Source organism: Enterococcus sp. DIV0802b (assembly GCF_050543535.1).
In the GTDB taxonomy this organism is placed as follows: domain Bacteria; phylum Bacillota; class Bacilli; order Lactobacillales; family Enterococcaceae; genus Enterococcus_D; species Enterococcus_D entomosocium.
In genome coordinates, this window is record NZ_CP172941.1 from 1,745,917 (window position 1) to 1,768,961 (window position 23,045).

Sequence of the window (23,045 nt, forward strand, 5' to 3'; positions counted from 1 at the left end):
TCGCAAGACGTTGCCGCCCTAACTGTTTCGTGGGGTGCTCGTTTTGTTGAACTTCTTTTCCTTTTGTATCGATAACCACTGAAAAAAGGAAGGCTTGCTGCTTTCGTATCGAAAGAAGGAGAAAGATGAAGGAAGAAAACAATGTTACCGATCTTAGCAAAGTAATTGCCTATGCCGAAAATATTTTGGGGAATGATTACACAGGACATGGGTTTGATCATGTCAAACGGGTGGCGGGCTTAAGTCAAGCTATCATCGATGCCGACGAATTGGCGGTTGATCGTTTTGTCGTACAGGCGGCAGCTTACTTGCATGATACGGTGGATGATAAAGTTGTGGCGGATGTCACAGCGGCTTATGCCGAAGTGCGAGTTTGTTTGACCGCAGCAGGGGCAAGTGAAGCACAAACGAAAGAAATTTTTTCTATTATCGAAAATCTGTCTTTTTCAAAAGAACTTTTGCAAGGCGCACAAGTTGTCTCAGTAGAAGGCCGCGTCGTTCGTGATGCAGATCGTCTCGATGCTTTAGGTGCGATCGGTATTTTACGGACGAGCTATTTTGGTGGCAGTCATCAACACCCGATCCATGTCAGTGACTTAGCCCCAAAGACGTTTCAAAATCATGAGGATTACCGAAAAGGGACGACGGTGATCAATCATTTTTATGAAAAACTATTTTTGCTTCCTGAAAAGATGACCACGGATTATGGCAAAAAAGAAGCTCAGCGACGTGTGGTTTTCATGAAGGATTTTTTAGAAGAATTCTATGCAGAATGGGATGTCTAACTTTGTTTAGAGTTTTTTAAACTGAAATTCGATTATTTCCTTTTTCCTTTATTGTTCTTTATAATAGTAAGTACAAAGGAGGGATGGAAATGTACTACCAACAGGCATTACAACCGAGTGAACTATTGCCAGCGATTTCCAATTCAGGGGAATGCTTTTTTGTCATTCGGGCTGAGCTACCCATCCGGCAATATCAAATCGCAGTCTATCTTTACGACGATCAATTCTTTTTGTTGCAAGATGATCGCTTGTTTGATCAAATCGAACAAATCTCTAGTGAGACATTAGGGGACGAGGAAGAGATTTTACCATTTATCGAAGAAGCGTTGGAAGAAAACCATTATTTATTAGTGGAAAAAGCGTTTATTCGTTTAGATCTATCTACTTTACAAAAGATGACCGATCTTACTAGTTTCGATATCTTGTTTTATGAATTTTTTGATTCATGGGGGGAAGAAGAATGAAACGGACTGAATACGTAACACTCCAAGACAAAACATTGATTGACCTATTCCAGCAGTTAGGAGAGGATGTTTCGAATCTCGAGCTGATCGATGAAGAAAAGAATATCGATGTGGTGGTTGTGTCGAATAGTGACTGGCAATATTTATTGGAACAAGTCAATGATGATGTAAAAGAATCTTTTGCTGATACGTCAGAGACAGACCTGGATGAAGAACTAGCCGACGAATAAACGCTTTTTGTGGTTGATAAACTGTTTTACTACGGGAGTGGTGGTTGGATCTTTTGAAGGGGTTTAGCAATCTAGGCAGCTTACCAAAAAAAATACGAAGCGATCTCATTTCCCATTAAGAGGAACAGGATCATTTCGTATTTCTAGGTAGGTTGCTTTTATTTTGTCCGCAGACGAACGTTTTTGACTTTTAGATAGCCGCGAATCAAGTTGAGAATAAGTAAAAGAATGCCCACAATCAATGGAATCGCTAATAAGTAGGGCGAGTAAAGGTGGGTTTCATGCACGTGTTCAAGAGAAGTTTTCTCCACTTCATTGATGGCTTGTTGAATGACTTGTAAACTAAATCCAGTCAGAAAACCAGCAATGATGAATAGGGCAAATCCTAAGTAGGGTATATCGGAAGACCGGCGAAAAAGAGCAAAAGCTACATATAAAACCAAAAGGAATGCCGGTACGCCAAAGGCAAAATAGGGATTTAACATGGTTTTTTAACCTCCTTTTCTTTTATGATACTCCAAAATTTACGTTTTGGGAAATAGCGTGTAAGATAAAAAGAAAACGTGAAGGAGTTCTTTATGTCCGCTTATATTACCCCAATAAAGGTTGCTCTGCTGGTTTTTCCATTTCTAGCATTGGCGATATCAATGATTTTTTTTGTTATCCAATATCGAAAATACGGTCGTTTTATCTTTTCTCGTGCACTGGTTCTTTATTCGTTTGTCTTCTATTTATTATGCGCCTATTTATTAGTTATTTTGCCATTGCCCTCGATTGAAGAGGTAGCTCATATGACTGGTCCTAAGATGGAATTGCAGCTAGGAGCATCCTGGCACCATTTTGTCCAACAGACGGTCTTAAATATCCACGACCCGCAAACCTATCTTCCTGCCATGAAGCAGGGGGTCTTTCTCGAACCACTCTTTAATTTATTGTTGACCTTGCCTTTCGGCGTTTACTTACGTTATTACTTCAAGTGTTCTTTTCTGAAAACGCTGGCGATTACGTTTTGTCTGACGTTGTTTTTTGAATTGACTCAGCTGACAGGACTTTATTTTATTTATCCCCGTCCTTATCGCTTATTTGATGTTAATGATCTCTTTGTCAATACACTAGGAGGATTGTTGGGGTGGAGCATTGCCCCGCTATTTACGTTCTTATTGCCATCAAGAGAAGAGATGGATGCCGATTCATACGCCAAAGGTACTCGGGTAACCGTAACACGAAGGATATTTGCTTGGTTGATCGATTGGGGAATACTGAATGTGGTCAGTTTCATTGTGGTGATCGCTGTTCGTTTGCTTACTCAACAGACGGTAAGGGACTTTAGTGGGGACTATTGGTACTTTGCTCTTGAAGTATTACTGTACTTTGTGTTGTTTGCTTATCTTGCCAAAGGACAAACGATTGGAAAAAAACTCGTACGAATCAAAATCATGCAAGAAGCCCGTCAGAGGGTCAGCTTGGCTGCGTTATTGAAACGTTATGGTTTGTTTTATCTGATTTATGCCAGCATCAGTCGGGTCAACATCTTTTTTGCACCGTTTCTTGATTCGGATAATACGCTGCTTCTGGTCGTCAGTTTATTGATGGTGGTCATTTTTGGCTTGATCCAGTTTGGCTTTTACATGAATCTCTTTTGGGCTGCAATAAAAAAAGAAAGCCGCTTTTTCTATGAACGCCGCAGTGCAACGTATACAATTAGCACGATTGATCCAAAACCCGTGACAAAAGAAAGTTAGGAAATCAAGGCAACATATGCTATAATCCAAAGGATGCTAAAAGAAAGAAGGTGTTTGAATGTCTTTTGAGTCATTTAAATTTCAACCATTTATTTATGAAGCACTTGCTGATAAAAAGTTCTCTAATCCAACAGAAGTGCAAGAAAAATTGATACCTGTTATCCAAAAAGGCCGTAGTGTTGTTGGACAATCTCAGACTGGGAGTGGTAAGACCCATACATTTTTACTGCCATTGATGGATAAAATTGATGCCGAAAAAGATGAAGTGCAAGTCGTGATTACTGCACCGAGTCGTGAATTAGCCACACAAATTTATCAAGCCGCAAAACAGATCGGCGGGTTTCATGATCCGGAGATTCGTGTGTCAAATTTTGTTGGAGGAACGGATAAACAGCGCCAATTGAGCCGTCTGCAAAATCAACAGCCCCATGTCGTGATTGGGACACCTGGTCGTATCTTGGATATGATCAACGAACAAGCCTTAGGGGTTCACACTGCCAATGTATTTGTCGTGGATGAAGCAGACATGACCTTGGATATGGGCTTTTTGGAAGAAGTCGATCAAATTGCGGGGCGTTTGCCTGAGAAACTACAAATGCTGGTTTTCTCCGCAACGATTCCAGAGAAATTGCGCCCATTCTTGAAAAAATACATGGCCAATCCATTGATCGAAGAAATCAAATCGAAAGCAGTCATCTCTGATACGATCGAGAATTGGTTGATTTCTACCAAAGGGAAAAATACCAATAAATTGATCTATCAATTATTGACTACAGGCCATCCCTATCTTGCCATCGTTTTTGCCAACACGAAGAGCCGTGTGGATGAAATTACGGATTACTTAAAGGAACAAGGCTTAAAAGTAGCGAAGATCCACGGCGACATCAGTCCTCGTGAAAGAAAACGGATCATGCGCCAAGTGCAAAATTTGGACTACCAATATGTTGTCGCAACAGATTTAGCTGCGCGAGGAATTGATATTGAAGGGGTTTCTCATGTCATCAATGCCGAGATTCCAGCTGATTTGGATTTCTTTATCCACCGTGTTGGTCGGACCGGTCGAAATCAAATGGATGGGACCGCGATCACTTTATATGATCCAAGCGATGAAGGGGCAATCCAAGCCATCGAAGATCTAGGGGTTGTTTTCCAACCGAAGGAAATCAAAAATGGCGAGATCGTTGCGACTTACGATCGGAATCGTCGGCAAAAGCGGGAAAAATCTCGTGACGAATTAGACCCAACCTTGATTGGCTTAGTCAAGAAAAAGAAGAAAAAAATCAAGCCTGGCTACAAGAAAAAAATTCAATGGGCCGTTGATAAGAAGAACAAAGAAAAACGGAAGATCGAACGTCGTCAAACGACTCGAACCGCCCGCAAAAACAAGAAAAATTCGAATAGCTAATGCTTACCAAAACAGCAGCCAAGGAAGAGAACTACTCTTCCTTGGCTGCTGTTTTTAATTGTTTGGTCATTTCTACACACAATACGCCATCTTCAGCATAGGGTTCAGATGTTTTTTGATACCCACAGGATTCATAAAACGCACAAGCGTCGATCTCTGCGGATAACACTGATTGGAGGGCACCCTCTTGGACACCACGCATTTCGAGATAATGCAATAATTTGGTGCCGTATTCTTGGTGCCGAAAGGCCTTAGCTACGCAAAAGCGATCAGGTTGCAGAGTGTTCGGTGTAGAGAATTGATAGCGAATGGTAGCGATCGGTGTGTTTCCATCAAGCCAAAGAAAGTATGGACAGGTTTGGTCTTTTTCATCAAATTCCCATTCTGCCGGAATGTGCTGTTCTTCTACAAAAACGGCTTGCCGCAAGGCGAAAACCGCTTGTAGCATCCACGGACTGCGTCCAAAATAAAGCATCAGTCGTTTTCCTCCTTTTTCGTGGTATACTCGTTATATAGTAATTGTAGCAGATGAGAGGAGAAATGACGTGGATTTTTTTGAGGCGTTACAATGGTCAAATTGGAAGACACTGTCCTTTGAAATCAAAGAACAGCTGATCCAGCAAATTTTAATGTATTTTGTCAGTCCTTTAAAGGAGATCACCGATGTCCATTTTAGTCAGTTGACGTATGCAGGATTGAAATGTGCTACCTTTGAATTAACGATCGATGGCGAAGACTTTGTCTTTATACCAGGGAATTCTGAGGCGATCTTAGGTTGGGATCTCGGTGTGCAAGGATTACCGGCTACTTGCTGGAGTAAAAATTGGCAGTCACCACCCAATGAGATCATTCGCCAACTGGAAACAATCTATGAGTTAGAAACCAGCCAGGATTGGGGGATTTTTGTCAATGAGTCGACGAGCCCTTTGCGTAAAGCTGTGATTGATCCCATGCTAGTCCAAAAAAGTTCTCTGCCTGCTGGCGCAAGGTATATCGGGCAGTTAAATACGATCACTGGGGAGTTTCACGGGTTAGTCGATCAATTCAGTGTTTTCGAAAAAGAGCTAAAGGCACAATTCACAGCACCAGCGTCCTTTGAGGAAAGCTTGCGTTGGGAATTACCCGCTTTTTATCACGAAGAGAATCGCTATTTTGCTGCACTAGAGCCGTTATCGGAAACCTATCAGTTATTTACCCACGAATCCGTCAGTCAAACAGAATTGAAACAGCAGTTAGATAAACAAGGCTTTCAGCTGCTTTCAGAGGATCAATGGGAATATGTCTGCGGTGCTGCTACTCGGCGACTTTTTCGCTGGGGCAATGAAAAGTCTTGCGACGATGGTGTCTCTTTGCCAACCGCTGAATTGCTTGAACCGAATTTATTTGGCTGCACCTATGGGCTTGCGGATGCGTGGGAGCTGACAGATGGCTTGTCTTTAAAAATGGAGAACTGGCAAATTTGTGGGCATCCCTTATTCGATGCATTGCCTTATGCCAGTTATTACCGTTCACGGAAAATGCTACAGCCAGATCAAAAGCTTTCTCCGCAGAGCTATCGTTACCGCAAAGCGATTCTGATCAATAAAGACCGGATTTGAGGATTGACTTTTTCGACACATTTCCTTATACTTTGAATGACGAAGGATATGGTCGGTTTGATGATTCATTACAGAAAGTTTTTCACTGCTGAGAGAAAAACATGAATTCAGACGGATTGCTCCCTTTGGTGCTCAACTGCAGCAGAAATGTTGCCGTCCACTCCGCGTTAACGAGTCTAAGAGGTAATGAGTCACATCATTGCAAGCAAGGTGGTACCGCGTATCGACGTCCTTGCTCTGCAATGGTGTTTTTTTATCGTCAAAACGACTCTACAGGCATAAGAGCGCCTTACCAGCAATTTTGTCAGCCCCTGTATCTTAAGCGAACACAGAAGAAAGTAGGAGAATAACGTGAAACAATTATCCAGTGCAGAAGTACGCCAAATGTTTTTGGACTTCTTTCAATCAAAAGGTCATTCAATTGAACCAAGTGCGTCCCTTGTCCCAGTCAACGATCCAACCCTATTATGGATCAATTCAGGGGTGGCAACGCTAAAAAAATATTTTGACGGCAGTGTTGTTCCTGAAAACCCAAGAATGACCAATGCGCAAAAATCAATTCGGACCAACGACATCGAAAACGTTGGGAAAACAGCAAGACACCATACGATGTTTGAAATGCTAGGAAACTTTTCGATCGGCGATTATTTCAAGAATGAAGCGATTCATTGGGCATGGGAGTTTTTGACTTCCCCAGAATGGATGGCTTTTGATCCAGAAAAGTTATATGTCACGGTTTATCCAAAAGACACAGAAGCAAAACGGATCTGGGCAGAAGAAGTCGGCTTGACACCAGAGCATATCGTTGAGATTGAAGACAACTTTTGGGACATCGGTGCAGGACCATGTGGACCGGATTCGGAGATTTTCTATGACCGTGGTCCTGAGTTTAATGACGTAGCGGAAGATGATCCCGAAAACTATCCTGGTGGCGAAAACGAGCGCTATTTGGAAATCTGGAATCTGGTCTTTTCAGAATTCAATCATCAACCAGATGGCTCCTATGAACCACTACCACATAAAAACATTGATACGGGGATGGGGCTGGAACGAATGGTTTCCATCGTTCAAAATGCACCAACCAATTTTGAAACAGACTTGTTTCTGCCGATCATCAATGCAGTGGCAGATTTAAGCGGTCGTGTGAACTACGGCGACAGCAAAACGACAGATATCTCCTTTAAAGTGATTGCAGACCATATCCGCGCGCTTTCTTTTGCGATCGGCGATGGGGCACTTCCTTCAAATGAAGGCCGTGGCTATGTTTTACGTCGTTTATTACGTCGTGCAGTCATGCATGGGAAAAAATTAGGGATCGATGCTGCCTTCTTATACAAATTAGTACCGATCGTTGGCGAGATCATGGAAAGCTACTATCCTGAAGTACTAGAGCAGCAAGAATTTATTGAAAAAGTGATCCGCAACGAGGAAGAACGTTTCCATGAAACCATCAATGAAGGGTTAGATATTTTAAATCAAGTGATCGCCCAAGTAAAAGCAGACAACCAAGATACGTTAGCTGGTCAAGATATTTTCAAATTGTATGATACTTACGGCTTCCCAGTTGAATTGACAGAAGAAGTGGCTGAAGACGAAGGGTTGAAAGTGGACCATCAAGGGTTTGAACAAGAAATGGATGCACAACGTGCCCGCGCTCGTGCGGCTCGACAAACGGAGCTTTCAATGGGCGTACAATCCGCTTTATTGACGGATATCAAAGTAGACAGCCGTTTCGTTGGCTATGATTCACTTGAAGCTAACAGTGAATTATTAGTGATCATCCAAGACGAAGCGTTACACGATTCTGTTTCGACAGGTGAAGCAAAACTGATTTTTGCTGAAACACCATTTTACGCAGAAATGGGTGGACAAGTTGCGGATACAGGCACGATCGTAGCAGAAGATGGTACGATCGTAGCGGAAGTGACGGATGTCAAAAAAGCACCGAACGGTCAGTTCTTGCATACTGCTACAGTCAAAGCGCCACTACAAGAAGGCGTGAACTATTTCTTACAAGTGGATCAGCATCGTCGCAATAAGATTATCAAAAATCATACGGCGACTCACTTATTGCATAAAGCGTTAAAAGAAGTATTAGGTAGCCATGCGAACCAAGCAGGTTCATTAGTTGCTCCAGGACATTTGCGCTTTGACTTTAGTCATTTCGGGCAAGTGACCAGCGAAGAACTGAGCCAAATGGAACAAATCGTCAACCAAAAAATTTGGGAAGCCCTCCCTGTTGTGACGATCGAAACGGATATCGATACCGCAAAAGGCATGGGAGCGATGGCACTCTTTGGTGAAAAATATGGGCATGACGTTCGCGTCGTCAATGTTGCCGATTGGTCGATCGAATTATGTGGGGGAACCCATGTGGCAAATACGGAGGATATCGGTATTTTCAAAATCGTTTCTGAATCAGGGATCGGTGCTGGTGTTCGTCGGATCGAAGCCGTGACTAGTCAAGAGGCCTATACGTTATTGCATGAAGAAGAAACGCAATTAAAAGCAATCGCAGGAATCGTTAAATCTGCCCAATTAAAAGAAGTCGTTGCCAAAACAGAACAACTGCAAGCGCAGCTACGTGAATTGCAAAAAGAAAACGAAGCTCTTGCCAGCAAGTTAGCAAATCAGCAAGCAGGGGATGTTTTCAAAGATGTCAAAGAAGTAAATGGTCTGCGTCTAATCACAGCGAAAGTGACTGTTAAGGACATGAACCAATTACGTCAACTAGCCGATCAATGGAAACAAAAAGACCATTCTGATATTTTAGTGTTAGCTACCGCGAATGATGGCAAAGTGAATCTTTTAGCTGCTATGAACAAAGTAGCCAATGAAAAAGGATTGAAAGCGGGCGATTTGATCAAAGAGATCGCACCTAAAGTTGGTGGCGGCGGTGGCGGCCGTCCTGATATGGCACAAGCCGGCGGGAAGAATCCTGAAGGAATCACAGCAGCACTTGAGACCGCAGCAGCGTGGTTAGCTGCCAAGTAAGCACACTATGGTTGAATCTGTACCCGCGAGTTCCTTTCCTTCTAAGAAGATAGGTGAAAGAGGAGCGTAGGTCTTTAACACATTCCTTTTTTGAACGAAGATGACGGAGGGGGAGACCCTTCCGTTATCTTTTTCCTTTTTTCCTACGTGTTATCTGAAAATGCGTTTGATAATTGAAGGGAATTCGCTTTTTTTTCGAAAAAACGATACGAATAGTTGTTTAATTGAATTCCTTCGGGGTAAAATAAGAAAGATGGTTTTTTGAGAGGGTGATGATTTGCTAAACTTTTTTTTAAATCGTAGCAAAAAAAATGGTGTCTACGAACGCACAGCCATTGGGAAGTTAGCAGGTAGCCTCGGGTTGCTTTCCAACCTCCTATTATTTGCCGGAAAATTTATCATTGGTTTATCTGCACAATCTGTTTCGATTATGGCCGATGCCATCAACAGTCTTTCAGATACAGCCTCGTCTATTTTAACATTGATCGGTTTTCGGATCTCGGCGAAACCAGCCGACAGTGAACATCCATATGGACATGAGCGATTTGAAGCCATCAGTGGGTTTGTGGTATCTTTGATCATCACGTTTGTTGGCGGTCAATTTCTCATCAGCTCTGTGCAACGCATCATGGAACCGACGAGTATCCGTCTTTCACCACTATTGTTTATCGTTTTGGTTTTATCGATTTTGATCAAAATCTGGCAGGGAGCGATGTACCGAAAATTGGCGAACCTGATTGGCTCTCAAACACTTAAAGCCAGTGGGCAAGACAGTCTCAACGATGTGTATACAACGGGTGCGGTTTTGTTTTCAGCGACGATCGAGTGGTTGACTGGCCTACGTATCGATGGCTTTGTCGGCTGTCTGATTGCCTTGTATATTTTGATTAGCGGAATCAAAATGATTCGTTCCTTTATCAACGAATTATTAGGGGCACGCCCAACGCAAGAAGAAGTAGCTGCCATGGAGCAGCGCTTGGATCACTATCCGACGATTCTCGGTTACCATGATTTACTGGTTCATAATTATGGACCGAAAAATCGCTTTGCCAGTGTGCATATCGAAGTGGATGAAACGTGGTCTTTACGAGAAGCGCATGAGGTGATTGATGCTATTGAACAAGATTTTCGCCAATCTTTAAAGGTCGACCTTGTCTGTCATCTTGATCCAGTACCAATTCAAGATCAGCAGTATCGGTATTTAAAAAAAGAAGTGTCAAAGATCATTCGCTTCGTTGATCCGCAGTTACGGATGCATGATTTTCAGGTCAAAGGAGATCTGTTGGCGTTTGATTTAGTGATTCCCGCAAAATCGGCGTATAGTGATCAAGAAATCGAAGAAATGCTGAAACAAAAAATCAAAGAAACACTAGGGGACTATGAATTGAAGCTTGCTTTCGATCATAGTTACCTATTATAGGGTTACAGGATATAGGAGGAAACTATGATAAAAATGGATATGAGCATGATTTCCACGGTATTATTGGCACTTTTGTTTATTAATACGATTGCTGCCTTTATTACTGTTTTTCGGAAACCACGCTCGATTGCAAGTGTCTTTGCTTGGATGATGACGTTGGTATTCATCCCCGGCATCGGGTTTTTGTTGTACTTGTTTTGTGGTCGGGGGATCGACGGAGAAATTATTTATAAATTTAGTGAGCACCACCAAAGTAGGATCAATGAGTTGAATCAAATCATCAAAGTGCACAATTATTCTTTTCCTGAACATCCTTACTCAGATGACAATCATCTATTAGAGCGCTATTTTAAGAACCTTGATGAATCGCCCTTGACTAAAGGAAACAAAGTAGAATTTTATACAGATGGAAAAGAAAAATTTGCAGCATTGTTTGAAGACATGAAGCAAGCAGAAGATAATCTGCATGTGGAATATTATTCGTTTTTTAATGATGAGATCGGTGGCCAATTTCTGTCTATCTTGATCGATAAAGCCCGTGAAGGTGTTGAAGTGCGTTTGGTCTATGATCCATGGGGGTCACCGAAAGCCAATCGGAAATTCTTTCAACCGTTGATTGATGCCGGTGGAAAAGTCGTGCCTTTCATCACTTCGAAGAACCTGATCCGTAACACACGATTGAACTATCATCTACATCGAAAAATCGTTGTGATCGATGGTCAAATTGGTTGGACTGGCGGCTTTAATGTCGGCGATCAATATTTAGGGAAAAAGGCCAAATTTGGCTATTGGCGAGACACCCATGCGAGAATCGTAGGTACTGCCAGTTTTACACTACAAGAGATTTTTATTCGTGACTGGAACGCATCTGTAAGAAAAGAAGAGGATCAACTGGAATACGAGGATCGCTACTTTATTCTACCGCCGAAAGAGCTCTCTGGAAATGTTGATTTGCAGATTGTCGCTGATGGTCCTGAAAGTGAGACCCAAATTCTCAAAGGCGGTTTTGTAAAAATGATCTTAGCTGCCAAAGAATCGATTTGGATCCAAACGCCTTATTTGATTCCTGATGACAGTATGATGAACGCATTGGAAATTGCCATCCACTCAGGTGTAGACGTCCGAATCATGATCCCATGTATGCCTGACCACCCATTCATTTACCGGGCAACACAGCATTATGCCAATTATTTGCATCGTCGTGGTGCAAAAATCTACATCTATAACAATGGTTTCCTCCATGCGAAGACGGTCATGATGGATGATACCATTAGTTCCTTTGGGACGACAAATCAAGACATTCGGAGTTATGCCTTGAATTTTGAAGTCAATGCTTTTGCCTACGATCACGATGTCACGCAAACGTTGAAAGGCTTCTTTGAAGAGGATATGGCGCAATCCACATTACTGACGGATGAAATTTTAGCTAAGCAGTCTTACTGGTTGCGCTTCAAACAAAACTTCTCTCGGTTATTGTCTCCGATCCTTTAATTTCAACGCCTTTGCTAATCCTTGGCGTGCCAAATGGTCGGCACCTTTGTTTTGGCTCTCAGGGATCCATTGGATGATCGCTAAAGGGAACTGTTTCAACAAGCATTGAATTTCCGTTAAATAATCAGAAAAAGCAGGGTTTTTGGTATAATTCTTGTCGATAGTCTGCGCAACGACTTTGCTGTCGGTATAGAGCATAATCGTCTGTTCCTGTAACCCTTTGTCAATCAGCAGCTGCAACGCGTTTACCATCACAGCGAACTCTGCTTGGTGGTTAGTTGAATCAGGTAGCGGAAACGCAATTTGCTCATGCAGATCAGTACCGACAATGACGATTCCACCGCCACTAGGGCCGGGGTTGCCTTTCGTGGAAGCATCAAGATAAACTTTTAACATTGTCTCACCCTTTTTTGATATGATAAAGATAGTATACTAGAAATTTTATGTTGTGAGGAACTTTTATGAAGCGTAAATTGTATTGGCAACCGGAAGCTGCTACAGCGATCATTTATTGGTCGTTTACTATGATGATATTATTTATCAGTTTGATTCTTTCGTTAGAAAATACCAGACCTTATTGGAAAAGCAACCTCGTTTTAGCCGTCTTTTTCTTTTTTGTATGGTTAGGTATTCACCGAAGCATGCTCATCAGAAATGATTTGCTCCTTATTCGCTATGCCCGCTTATGGAAGAAACGCCTTGTTTCTTTACCTGAGATAGAAAAATGGCAAATTGAAAACCATTTAATCAGCATTACCGATCATCAAAAAACGTATACCTTCACGTTACGTAAAAAAGATGTGGTATGGTTAGAAACTTTTTTTCAAGAAAAAATCCCTGAAAAAAGGGTGCAGGTCGAAACCAACGAGTAATTCATAGAAATCTAGAAAACAGCGATCACTCCTTTTGGCGGCACAGCCTTAGGAAGGACGTTGTTTTTGTTTACATAGAGGATTCGGCAAACTTCTTGTAAAAGTGTGGAAAATCTCTCTTTCTTTCTGAATAAAATCAAGTATAATAAGAGCATAGCAAACAAAATACATTTTAAAGTGCTAAATAGTTCGTGAATTGAGGGTAAAAATGAAATTAGATATCGAAATTGCACAAGAATCAATGCCTAAACCGATTATTGAAATTGCTGAACCACTTGGTTTAACAGGGGATGACCTAGAACTTTATGGCAAATATAAAGCAAAAATCGAATGGTCAGCAATCAACGAAAAAGCAAACAATCCGCTGGGTAAACTCATTTTAGTCACAGCGATCAGCCCAACGCCAGCAGGGGAAGGTAAATCAACCGTGACCATTGGACTTGCAGATGCGTTAAATCAAATCGGCAAGCAAACCGTCATCGCCTTACGTGAGCCATCATTGGGCCCAGTAATGGGCATCAAAGGCGGCGCCACCGGCGGCGGCAAAGCACAAGTTCTACCGATGGAAGACATCAACTTACATTTCACAGGTGATATGCATGCGATCACGGCTGCCAATAACGCCTTGTCTGCGTTGATCGACAATCATATCCAACAAGGCAACGAATTAGGGATCGACGGACGTCGGGTCACATGGAAACGCGTTGTCGATTTGAATGATCGAGCGTTACGACAAGTGATTGTCGGTCTAGGGGGACCGTTACAAGGCGTTCCCCGAGAAGACGGTTTTGACATCACCGTTGCTAGTGAAATCATGGCGATTTTGTGCTTGGCAACAAGCATTGATAATTTAAAAGAGCGATTAGGAAAGATTTTAATTGGTTATTCTTTTGAGAAACAACCAATTTACGTAAAAGATTTGGCGGTCCAAGGTGCTTTAGCCTTACTTTTAAAAGATGCCCTCAAACCGAATCTCGTTCAAACGATTGAAGGAACCCCTGCGCTGATCCATGGCGGACCTTTTGCGAATATCGCCCATGGGTGTAACAGTGTCATCGCAACCGAGACGGCTTTGCACTTAGGCAAATACACGGTGACCGAAGCTGGGTTTGGTGCTGACTTAGGCGCAGAGAAATTTCTTGATATCAAAACACCGAATTTATCAAAGGCACCAGATGCGATCGTAGTGGTAGCAACGATCAGAGCACTGAAGATGCATGGTGGGGTCGCTGTCGCTGATTTAGGGACAGAAAACTTAAAAGCATTAGAGCGAGGCTTCAGTAATTTAAAGCGTCATGTTGAAAACATGCGTAAATATGGTATTCCAGTTGTCGTTGCGCTTAATGAGTTCTCACAAGACACAGAAGCGGAGCGAACATTAGTCGAAACCTTGTGCCAGCAAATCGACGTCACCATCGCACGGACAGCCGTTTGGGCAGAAGGTGGCGCCGGTGGAACGGATCTAGCAAAAGCAGTGGTTCAACTAATCGAGGAAAAACCCGCCAACTATCATCGCTTGTATACCGACGATTTGCCTTTAGCGGATAAAGCTTCTTTGATCGTGCGGGAAATCTATGGAGGAGCTGAGGTTGAGTTTGCACCAAAAGCCAAAGCGCAGTTACAAAGCTTCAAAGAGCAAGACTGGGATCAGCTGCCGATTTGTATGGCAAAAACCCAGTATTCCTTCAGTGATGATCCAAAGCGATTGGGCGCACCAGATGACTTTACAGTAACGATTCGCGAATTCGTGCCAAAATTAGGTGCTGGCTTTATCGTTGCCTTGACTGGTGCCGTGATGACAATGCCTGGATTACCGAAGAAACCTGCGGCTATCAATATGGACGTGACTTCTGATGGCCAAGCAATCGGTCTTTTCTAAAAGAGTGATCACAAGCAAAGAAGACATTCGCTGCATTTGAAACGAAAAAACGGAAAGAGATGATTTGAAAGGACGGATGCAAGCGGCATTCGTCTTTTTCTCGTTCATTAGACGTGATGGAAGATAAAAGTAGGGATTCTTGTTATAATAATCAAGGAAGCAAGCAAAAGTCTATTTTCTTTCTTTTGATAATCAAGTATACTTAACCAATTGAGGTGATCTTTGTCAATGGAGCTACAACTAACTAGGAGGACTGGTTTTTATGGAATGGGCAGTCCCTTAGAGGTCATGCAAGGGAAAAAAAGAATCGCTGCCATCAATCATCAGCAAACGATTTTTTTAGAGTTAGCTGAGCAGACACCGATTCGTGTGCGCATGTTTTTTTTAGAAAGTCAGCCTTTTCAGCTACCACAAGGCCAATCAGCGCTCAAGCTGGAGATCGTGATGAATCCTACGCTTAAAAGATTATATATCGGCTTTTATTTAAGCCTTTTTCTCATGATGGGGGTATTGGGCTTATTCTCTATCTCCCTTTACTCGTTGCTTTTTGTCGGGGTGTATTTGGTGGCATATTTTGTCTTTGTTTTGATTTATTTGAAAAAAGCGTATCTTATCAAGGAGGTTCCTCATGGCTAGTGGTGCAGATCAATTTTTGAGTAGTTTTAATCGAATCGAAAAGCGGCTTCGTGACGAATTGGATAATCCACGGAATATGGGTTTTTCTGAAATGGTTCGTCGCTTGTCAAAAAGCAAAAATATCAATGTCAGAAGAGCAGAAGATGATCTATTACAAATGGCTCAGCTGCGCAATGCCATCGTACATGAAAAAATCGGAGAAAACTTTGTCATTGCTGAACCGAATGAATGGGTCGTCAATCGCATTCAAGAAATTGAACGCTCTTTACTGGCACCTGAAAAAGTCATGCCGCGTTTTGCGAAACGAGTGACTGGTTTTGAAAAGCACCTGCCATTACCAGAGTTATTGAAAATCGTTGCCCAAAAGCGCTATTCACAATTTCCGATCTATGATAATGGTCGATTTTTGGGCTTGATCACTTTGCGGATGCTGGGATACTGGTTAGCGAAAGAAAGCCTCCATGGTGAAATCAAGTTGACAGGCAGAACGGCAGATGAATTATTAGCAGGAGATGGGAAACGATCAAATTATTGTTTCGTGTCGGCAGAAACGACCATCGTAGAAGTGGAAGAATTGTTTCAAAAAAATGCCCTGCTTGAGGCGGTTTTGATCACCAAGGATAAAAATCCGAATGGAAATCTCTTGGGCATCATCCGTCCACGAGATATTTTTAAAGAAGAAAGAGTGGAAAATTTATGATCGCGTTGTTTTTTTTGTTAAGTGCTGTTGTCATTGGCTTGGATCAATGGCTGAAAATTTGGATCGTTGCCAATTATCAACTAGGTGAAACACATTCTCTGATCGACAATGTGTTGTCCCTGACCTATCTTCAGAATACCGGTGCAGCTTGGAGTATTCTAGAAGGAAAAATCACTTTTTTTGCGATCATCACCGTTATCGCGGTTGCCGTCGTTGTTTACCTATTGTTTCGTTACCAAAAAAGCAGTTTGTGGTTTCGCTTTGGATTGGCATTTGTTCTAGGTGGCGCTATCGGAAACTTCATCGATCGCTTGCAGCATGGCTTTGTGGTGGACATGTTCCAGCTTGATTTTATCAATTTCCCAATTTTCAATATCGCTGATATGTCATTAGTGTTTGGGGTAATCTTGATTTTTATTTATGCACTGGTAGATGACGAAGCAAAAGGGAAACAAGGAGAATCAAATGGAAAAGCAAATTGAAGTAATCATTAAAGAAGAAAAAGGGCGGGTCGACAAAGTGTTGGCTGAACGCTTGCCTGACCATAGCCGTTCACAAGTTCAACAATGGCTGAAAGAAGATGCCGTTACTTTAGAAGGTGAAACGGTTCGGGCTAATTATAAAGTAAAAGCAGGCGATCACTTGGTCATCCAAGTGCCAGAGCCGGAAGTAGTAGATTTAGAGCCAGAAAATATTCCTTTGACGATCGTCTATCAAGATGCTGATGTGGCAGTCATCAACAAGCCGCAAGGGATGGTGGTTCATCCATCCGCTGGGCATCCAAATGGCACCTTGGTCAATGCGTTATTGTACCATATGGATGATTTATCCACGATCAATGATGTTGTTCGGCCAGGAATCGTTCATCGAATCGACAAAGATACGTCGGGTCTGTTAATGATTGCCAAAAATGATCAGGCGCATGAGTCGTTAGCGAAACAATTGAAAGACAAAACCTCGTTACGCAAGTATGTGGCATTGGTCCATGGCAATATCAGCCACGAAAAAGGCACGATCAATGCACCGATCGGCCGCTCGAAAGTCAATCGGAAAATGCAAGCCGTGATCGAGAATGGCAAACCCGCAGTGACTCATTTCACCGTGTTGGAACGCTTTGATCAATTTACCTTGGTGGAATTGCAATTGGAAACTGGAAGAACCCACCAAATTAGAGTGCATATGCAATATATCGGGTTCCCGTTAGCCGGTGACCCAATCTACGGACCAAAGCGTACCTTAAAAGGCAACGGCCAGTTTTTACACGCCAAGCTTTTAGGTTTCGCACATCCCGCTACGGGTGAGTCAATGGTCTTTGAAGCCCCATTACCAGAGCTGTTCGCGGACACGTTAAAAAAATTGCGAAAAAATGATTGATTTTTTTGTGTGAGAACTGTATAGTAATTGTAACAACTAAATAGCTCCTTTAAATGTAGTCCCGTGAGGCTAAGAAGGAATGAGTAAGCAGACGACTCCCGCGTTGGAGATTCGAACCCTTACTAGATGATAACGTGTACCCAAAATCCACAGAATGGGATTTTAGGCAACGATCGGAAAACATGACTCCTACCTCAAGCAGGTAGGAGTTTTTTTATGTTCAAAATTAGGAGGGAATAACATATGGCAGCGAAAGAAGTAGTAGATGCAGTAACAATGAAACGAGCGTTAACGCGGATCACCTATGAAATTATTGAAAGAAATCGCGGCATTGATAACTTGGTGCTGGTAGGAATCAAGACAAGAGGCATCTATATCGCTCAACGAATAGCAGAACGTTTAAAACAACTAGAAGGCGTAGAAGTACCTGTCGGTGAATTGGACATCACCTTGTACCGAGATGACAAAAAGGCAGAAGATGATCCAGAGATCCATTCATCAGACATCCCGACTGCCATTGATGGCAAAGAAGTCATCTTGATCGATGATGTCTTGTTTACAGGACGGACGATTCGGGCAGCTTTGGATGCCATCATGGATATTGGTCGACCAAAGCGAATCTCACTCGCCGTTCTAGTTGACCGCGGTCATCGTGAACTGCCGATTCGGGCAGATTTCGTTGGGAAAAATATTCCAACTGCTTTAAGTGAAGAAATTATCGTGGAGATGGAAGAATCAGATGGTTCTGACCGGATCATGATCAATAAAGAAAACGACTAGGAAGAAGAGTGACAGCAACATGCAGAAGCAAGAATTTCGTAATCCAGACGCAGTTTTAGACATCAAAGATCGGCCCAAAGCACTGCCTTGGTTAGGTCTAAGCTTACAACATCTTTTCACGATGTTTGGGGCAACAGTATTAGTTCCGATCCTCGTTGGGATCAACCCCAGCATCGCTTTAGTTAGTTCAGGTATTGGAACATTGGTTTACTTGGTCACAACGAAAGGGAAGATTCCTGCGTATCTAGGCAGCAGCTTTGCGTTTATCGCAGCGATGCAGATGCTGATGAAATCTGATGGCTACCCAGCTATCGCACAAGGCGCCATCACGACTGGGTTGGTTTACGTGATCGTTTCGATGATCATTAAACGTGCCGGTGCAGCTTGGTTGGATAAGATCTTACCACCGATCATTGTCGGTCCTGTGATTATGGTGATTGGATTAGGGTTAGCCGCTAACGCCGCCCAGAATGCAATGTACAATGACTCAGTCTACGATTTCAAGTACATTCTGGTAGCTTTGGCTACCTTAGGATTAACGATTTTCTTCAATATGTTTCTGCGAGGGTTTTTAGGATTGATCCCGATCCTTCTGGGGATTGTGGGCGGATACTTGATCGCCTTAGCAGCGGGGATCGTCGATGTGCAGCCCATCATTGACGCCAACTGGTTTGGCATGCCAAGCTTCGAGATTCCCTTCATTAACTATGAACCAAAACTGTATCTGAATGCAATCACTACGATGGCGCCGATCGCTTTTGTTACCATGACCGAACACATCGGTCATCTGATGGTCTTGAACAAATTAACGAAGCGGAACTTTTTTGAAGAGCCAGGCTTGAACCGAACACTATTGGGAGATGGGTTTGCTCAGATTGCAGCCGGTCTCGTTGGGGGCCCCCCAGTGACAAGTTACGGAGAAAACATTGGGGTTTTAGCAATTACACGGGTCCACAGTGTGTTCGTCATCGGTGGTGCAGCAGTTCTAGCCATCGTACTAGGCTTCGTTGGAAAACTAAGCGCATTGATCTTAAGTATTCCTGGTCCAGTCATCTCAGGGATCAGCTTCCTGCTCTTTGGCGTCATCGCTGCCAGCGGGTTGAAAATTTTGATCGACAACAAAATCGATTTTGATCGTAAGAAGAATTTGATCATTGCGTCAGTGATCCTTGTGGTAGGAATCGGCGGTCTTGTCTTCACGGTCGGTACCTTCACATTATCCGCAATGGCGTTAGCAACTGTCCTAGGGATCTTCTTGAATCTTATTTTACCTGACAGCTCTCGCAGCGAAGAAAAATAACTTGTGCCAACTCATCGTTTAAACAGAATCAAAGGAGGAATTCATTCATGATTATTCAATCCGAAAGAATCAGCTTAAAGCATCTTTTGACGGTAGAAGCATTGACGGACCGTGAAGTGATGGGACTCATCCGCAGAGGACAAGAATTCAAAAGAGGGGCGAAATGGATGCCCCAAAAAGAACAATATTTCGCAACAAATCTCTTTTTTGAGAACAGTACCAGAACCCACAAAAGCTTCGATGTTGCTGAGAAAAAACTAGGGATCGAAGTCATCGAATTTGAAGCCTCCACCAGTTCTGTTCAAAAAGGCGAGACCTTATATGACACGGTCTTGACGATGTCGGCTTTAGGTGTAGACGTTGCGGTCATTCGCCACGGCGATGAAAATTACTACGACGCTTTGATCCAAAGCAAAACGATCCAGTGCAGTATCATCAATGGCGGGGACGGCAGCGGCCAACACCCAACGCAATGCTTGCTAGATCTGATGACGATCTATGAAGAGTTTGGGCATTTTGACGACTTGAAAGTCGCAATCGTAGGTGACATCACCCACTCACGGGTCGCAAAATCAAACATGCAAATGTTGAAGCGTCTCGGAGCGAAAGTCTTCTTCTCAGGTCCAAAGGAATGGTATGACGAAGAATTTGAAGTATACGGTCATTGGCTACCATTAGACGAATTGGTCGCAGAAGTCGATGTTATGATGATGCTTCGTGTCCAGCACGAGCGCCATGATGGAACGGAAAGCTTTTCCAAAGAAGAATACTTAAAAAATCACGGGTTGACCGTCGAACGCGCCGCAAGAATGAAAGAGCATGCGATCATAATGCACCCAGCGCCGGTCAATCGCGATGTGGAATTGGCTGATGCCTTAGTTGAAAGCTTACGCTCACGAATCATCACACAGATGTCCAATGGCGTCTTTGTTCGAATGGCGATTCTTGAAGCGGTGTTGAACGGTAAGGCCTAACAGGCAAAAAGGAAAGAATTAGAGGAGGAAGTTTACATGAAAACACTCATTAAAAACGGTAAAATCATCAAAAAAGACAATCACTGTGTTCCTGCAGCAATTTGGATCGAAGAAGGAATCATTCGCGGGATCGGTACAGCATTTCCCGAAACAGATTTTGACGAAGTCATCGATGCCAAAGAGCAATTGATCACGCCAGGTTTAGTGGATGTTCATGTACACTTCAGAGAACCAGGCTTTGAGTACAAAGAAACAATTGAAACGGGCAGCATCGCAGCAGCTCGCGGTGGGTTCACGACAGTTTGCGCAATGCCAAACCTTGACCCAGTTCCCGATACACCGGAAAAATTAACAGCTGTTTACGAAAAAATCAACGCAGATGCGTCAATCAATGTCTTACAATACGCCCCGATCACAGAAAACTTACGCAGTGAAACGTTGACGGATGCAGCTGGAATGAAAGCTGCTGGCGCTTTCGCCTTGACGAACGATGGCGTGGGTGTTCAGACTGCTGGCACAATGTATCTGGCAATGAAGCAAGCAGCCGAAAATGACTTGGCCTTGGTTGCCCATACAGAAGATGACTCCTTACTCTTTGGCGGCGTGATGCATGCTGGTAAAAAAGCAGAAGAACTTGGACTACCGGGGATCTTGAGTGTAACGGAAGCTTCTCAAATCGCTCGTGATGTACTTTTGGCGGAAGCAACGGGTGCTCATTACCATGTCTGCCATGTCTCGACCAAAGAAAGTGTTCGAGTGATCCGAGAGGCCAAAAAAGCTGGTATCCATGTGACAGCTGAAGTTTCTCCTCATCATTTGCTTCTAATCGATGAAGATATTCCTGCCGATGAAGGCTTTTGGAAAATGAACCCACCGTTACGTGGGCAAGAAGACCGTGAAGCGTTGATCGAAGGTCTGCTGGATGGCACGATCGATTGTATCGCGACGGATCATGCCCCACATGGCTATGAAGAAAAAATGCAAAGCTTTTTAAAAGCACCATTTGGCATCGTCGGATCAGAATATGCCTTCCAATTGTTGTACACTCATTTTGTCAAAACAGGACGCTTTACCTTGCAGCAACTAGTGGATTGGATGACCGTGAAACCAGCATCAATCTTTGGTCTAAGCGCCGGAACGATGATGGTCGGAGACAAAGCCGATCTCGCGATTTTTGACTTAGAATCAGCTTATAACGTGGATCCTAAGCAATTTCTATCAAAAGGAGTCAATACGCCTTTCGGTGGATGGACGTTATATGGGGATACAAGTTATACATTTGTAAATGGAAAATTAGTATGGCAAAAAGGTGGGCAATAATATGAAACGTTGGCTTATTTTAGAAGATGGAACATACTTTGAAGGCGAAGGCTTTGGTGCCAGTATCAATGTTTTTGGTGAGATTGTTTTTACCACCAGCATGACGGGCTATCAAGAAGCCATTACGGATCAAAGTTTTAACGGACAAATCATTACGTTTACGTATCCGATGGTTGGAAATTACGGCGTCAACCGAGACGACTACGAATCAATTTCACCGACTTGTAAAGGGGTCGTTGTGAAAGAACACGCGCGTCTAGCGAGCAATTGGCGGAAACAGCTGACGTTAGATGAATTTTTAAAACGCAAAAATATTCCAGGGATCGCAGGAATCGATACACGCGCGCTGACAAGAAAGATCCGTCAACATGGGACCATGAAAGCGAGTATCGTTGATGCAGGAGATGTCTTTGACCATGCCTTTGATCAATTAAAAGCGGCGGTTTTACCAACCAATCAAGTGGCACAAGTTTCTACCTCAAAACCTTATCCAAGTCCTGGAACGGGTCGCAATATCGTGGTCATCGACTTCGGCTTGAAGCACAGTATTTTACGGGAATTGTCACGCCGCAACTGCAATTTAACGATTTTACCATACAATACGACAGCGCAAGAAATTTTAGACCTCGCACCAGATGGTGTAATGCTGACAAATGGACCGGGTGATCCTAAAAGCTTGCCAGAAGCAATTAAAATGATACAAGGGATTCAAGGCAAGGTACCGATCTTCGGGATTTGTTTAGGCCATCAGCTCTTCTCATTAGCGAATGGGGCAGATACCTATAAAATGAAGTTCGGTCACCGCGGATTGAACCATCCGGTAAGAGAGATCGCCACTGGTCGGATCGATTTTACCTCACAAAACCATGGCTTTGCTGTGGATGAAGCATCCATCGATCCTGAAAAACTAATGGTGACACACGTCGAAGTGAACGATGGCACGATCGAAGGGGTTCGTCATCGCCGCTACCCAGCATTCAGTGTTCAGTACCACCCAGATGCGGCACCGGGCCCGCATGATGCGGTACACTTATTTGACGAATTTTTAGAGATGATCGATGCTTGGAAGGAGCAGAACTAA

At 43.1% G+C, this 23,045-nt stretch carries 23 protein-coding genes; 20 read left to right on the forward strand and 3 right to left on the reverse strand.

The annotated features are described in order from the left end of the window. Positions 1-125: 125 nt before the first annotated feature. The 3 genes from IGJ12_RS08280 (at position 126) to IGJ12_RS08290 (ending at position 1,479) form a co-directional block, all read left to right on the forward strand. Positions 126-785, forward strand: a complete 660-nt coding sequence (locus tag IGJ12_RS08280; protein WP_016611741.1) for an HD domain-containing protein — start codon at positions 126-128, stop codon at positions 783-785. An 83-nt stretch (positions 786-868) separates the two neighbouring features. After that, entirely contained in the window at positions 869-1,249 is a 381-nt protein-coding gene (locus IGJ12_RS08285) for a hypothetical protein (RefSeq protein ID WP_005236023.1), read from the forward strand. After that, complete coding sequence (locus tag IGJ12_RS08290) at positions 1,246-1,479, forward strand: hypothetical protein (RefSeq protein ID WP_005236021.1); 234 nt, start codon at positions 1,246-1,248, stop codon at positions 1,477-1,479. Before IGJ12_RS08285 ends, IGJ12_RS08290 begins: the two co-directional genes overlap by 4 nt. A 158-nt stretch (positions 1,480-1,637) precedes the next feature. Here the strand turns inward: IGJ12_RS08290 and IGJ12_RS08295 are convergent, their stop codons facing one another. Further along, a complete protein-coding gene (locus IGJ12_RS08295; protein ID WP_430619560.1) occupies positions 1,638-1,964 on the reverse strand; it encodes a hypothetical protein in 327 nt (108 codons plus the stop codon). 93 nt (positions 1,965-2,057) lie between these two features. Here IGJ12_RS08295 and IGJ12_RS08300 point away from each other — a divergent pair, with 93 nt between their 5' ends. After that, entirely contained in the window at positions 2,058-3,221 is a 1,164-nt protein-coding gene (locus IGJ12_RS08300; protein ID WP_430619561.1) for a VanZ family protein, read from the forward strand. Between the two features lie 58 nt (positions 3,222-3,279). Then, positions 3,280-4,626: a DEAD/DEAH box helicase gene (locus IGJ12_RS08305; protein ID WP_005236016.1), complete on the forward strand. Its 1,347-nt coding sequence runs from the start codon at positions 3,280-3,282 to the stop codon at positions 4,624-4,626. A gap of 31 nt (positions 4,627-4,657) precedes the next feature. Here IGJ12_RS08305 and IGJ12_RS08310 read toward each other — a convergent pair whose 3' ends face one another. Continuing rightward, positions 4,658-5,101 carry a GNAT family N-acetyltransferase gene (locus IGJ12_RS08310; RefSeq protein WP_430619562.1) on the reverse strand — a complete coding sequence of 148 codons (444 nt, stop codon included), beginning with the start codon at positions 5,099-5,101 and terminating at the stop codon, positions 4,658-4,660. A gap of 70 nt (positions 5,102-5,171) precedes the next feature. Between IGJ12_RS08310 and IGJ12_RS08315 the strand changes: the two genes are divergently transcribed. From IGJ12_RS08315 to cls, 4 genes are all read left to right on the forward strand, one after another. After that, positions 5,172-6,224, forward strand: coding sequence for a DUF7278 family profilin-like fold-containing protein (locus IGJ12_RS08315; protein ID WP_005236012.1), 1,053 nt, complete (start codon positions 5,172-5,174; stop codon positions 6,222-6,224). A 351-nt stretch (positions 6,225-6,575) separates the two neighbouring features. Further along, complete coding sequence (alaS, locus tag IGJ12_RS08320) at positions 6,576-9,218, forward strand: alanine--tRNA ligase (RefSeq protein ID WP_005236010.1); 2,643 nt, start codon at positions 6,576-6,578, stop codon at positions 9,216-9,218. Between the two features lie 277 nt (positions 9,219-9,495). Further along, the gene (locus IGJ12_RS08325; protein ID WP_005236009.1) at positions 9,496-10,638 is read left to right on the forward strand and encodes a cation diffusion facilitator family transporter; all 1,143 of its coding nucleotides are present in this window, start codon (positions 9,496-9,498) and stop codon (positions 10,636-10,638) included. 24 nt (positions 10,639-10,662) lie between these two features. Next, on the forward strand, positions 10,663-12,129 hold the full coding sequence (gene cls, locus IGJ12_RS08330) for a cardiolipin synthase (protein WP_430619563.1): 1,467 nt from the start codon (positions 10,663-10,665) through the stop codon (positions 12,127-12,129). On the opposite strand, the gene IGJ12_RS08335 is transcribed toward cls, so the two are convergent. Then, positions 12,109-12,525, reverse strand: coding sequence for a ribonuclease HI family protein (locus tag IGJ12_RS08335; protein ID WP_005236004.1), 417 nt, complete (start codon positions 12,523-12,525; stop codon positions 12,109-12,111). The two genes, cls and IGJ12_RS08335, sit on opposite strands and share 21 nt — an antisense overlap. A 65-nt stretch (positions 12,526-12,590) precedes the next feature. Between IGJ12_RS08335 and IGJ12_RS08340 the strand changes: the two genes are divergently transcribed. From IGJ12_RS08340 to IGJ12_RS08390, 11 genes are all read left to right on the forward strand, one after another. After that, positions 12,591-13,001: an EbsA family protein gene (locus IGJ12_RS08340; protein WP_087664149.1), complete on the forward strand. Its 411-nt coding sequence runs from the start codon at positions 12,591-12,593 to the stop codon at positions 12,999-13,001. Positions 13,002-13,209: 208 nt separating this feature from the next. Further along, positions 13,210-14,880, forward strand: a complete 1,671-nt coding sequence (locus IGJ12_RS08345) for a formate--tetrahydrofolate ligase (protein WP_430619564.1) — start codon at positions 13,210-13,212, stop codon at positions 14,878-14,880. A 228-nt stretch (positions 14,881-15,108) separates the two neighbouring features. After that, positions 15,109-15,516: a hypothetical protein gene (locus tag IGJ12_RS08350; protein WP_005235998.1), complete on the forward strand. Its 408-nt coding sequence runs from the start codon at positions 15,109-15,111 to the stop codon at positions 15,514-15,516. Then, positions 15,509-16,216, forward strand: coding sequence for a CBS domain-containing protein (locus IGJ12_RS08355; RefSeq protein WP_005235996.1), 708 nt, complete (start codon positions 15,509-15,511; stop codon positions 16,214-16,216). Before IGJ12_RS08350 ends, IGJ12_RS08355 begins: the two co-directional genes overlap by 8 nt. Beyond that, complete coding sequence (lspA, locus tag IGJ12_RS08360; RefSeq protein WP_005226122.1) at positions 16,213-16,698, forward strand: signal peptidase II; 486 nt, start codon at positions 16,213-16,215, stop codon at positions 16,696-16,698. The genes IGJ12_RS08355 and lspA overlap by 4 nt, the downstream gene beginning before the upstream one ends. Then, the gene (locus IGJ12_RS08365; protein ID WP_061054170.1) at positions 16,682-17,590 is read left to right on the forward strand and encodes an RluA family pseudouridine synthase; all 909 of its coding nucleotides are present in this window, start codon (positions 16,682-16,684) and stop codon (positions 17,588-17,590) included. Before lspA ends, IGJ12_RS08365 begins: the two co-directional genes overlap by 17 nt. A gap of 243 nt (positions 17,591-17,833) precedes the next feature. Beyond that, a complete protein-coding gene (gene pyrR / locus IGJ12_RS08370) occupies positions 17,834-18,370 on the forward strand; it encodes a bifunctional pyr operon transcriptional regulator/uracil phosphoribosyltransferase PyrR (protein WP_005235992.1) in 537 nt (178 codons plus the stop codon). 19 nt (positions 18,371-18,389) lie between these two features. Next, on the forward strand, positions 18,390-19,670 hold the full coding sequence (locus tag IGJ12_RS08375; RefSeq protein WP_005235990.1) for a solute carrier family 23 protein: 1,281 nt from the start codon (positions 18,390-18,392) through the stop codon (positions 19,668-19,670). Between the two features lie 47 nt (positions 19,671-19,717). After that, entirely contained in the window at positions 19,718-20,644 is a 927-nt protein-coding gene (locus tag IGJ12_RS08380; RefSeq protein ID WP_005235988.1) for an aspartate carbamoyltransferase catalytic subunit, read from the forward strand. A 36-nt stretch (positions 20,645-20,680) separates the two neighbouring features. Then, entirely contained in the window at positions 20,681-21,964 is a 1,284-nt protein-coding gene (locus IGJ12_RS08385; protein ID WP_016620156.1) for a dihydroorotase, read from the forward strand. 1 nt (position 21,965) lies between these two features. Further along, positions 21,966-23,045, forward strand: coding sequence for a carbamoyl phosphate synthase small subunit (locus tag IGJ12_RS08390; RefSeq protein ID WP_005235984.1), 1,080 nt, complete (start codon positions 21,966-21,968; stop codon positions 23,043-23,045).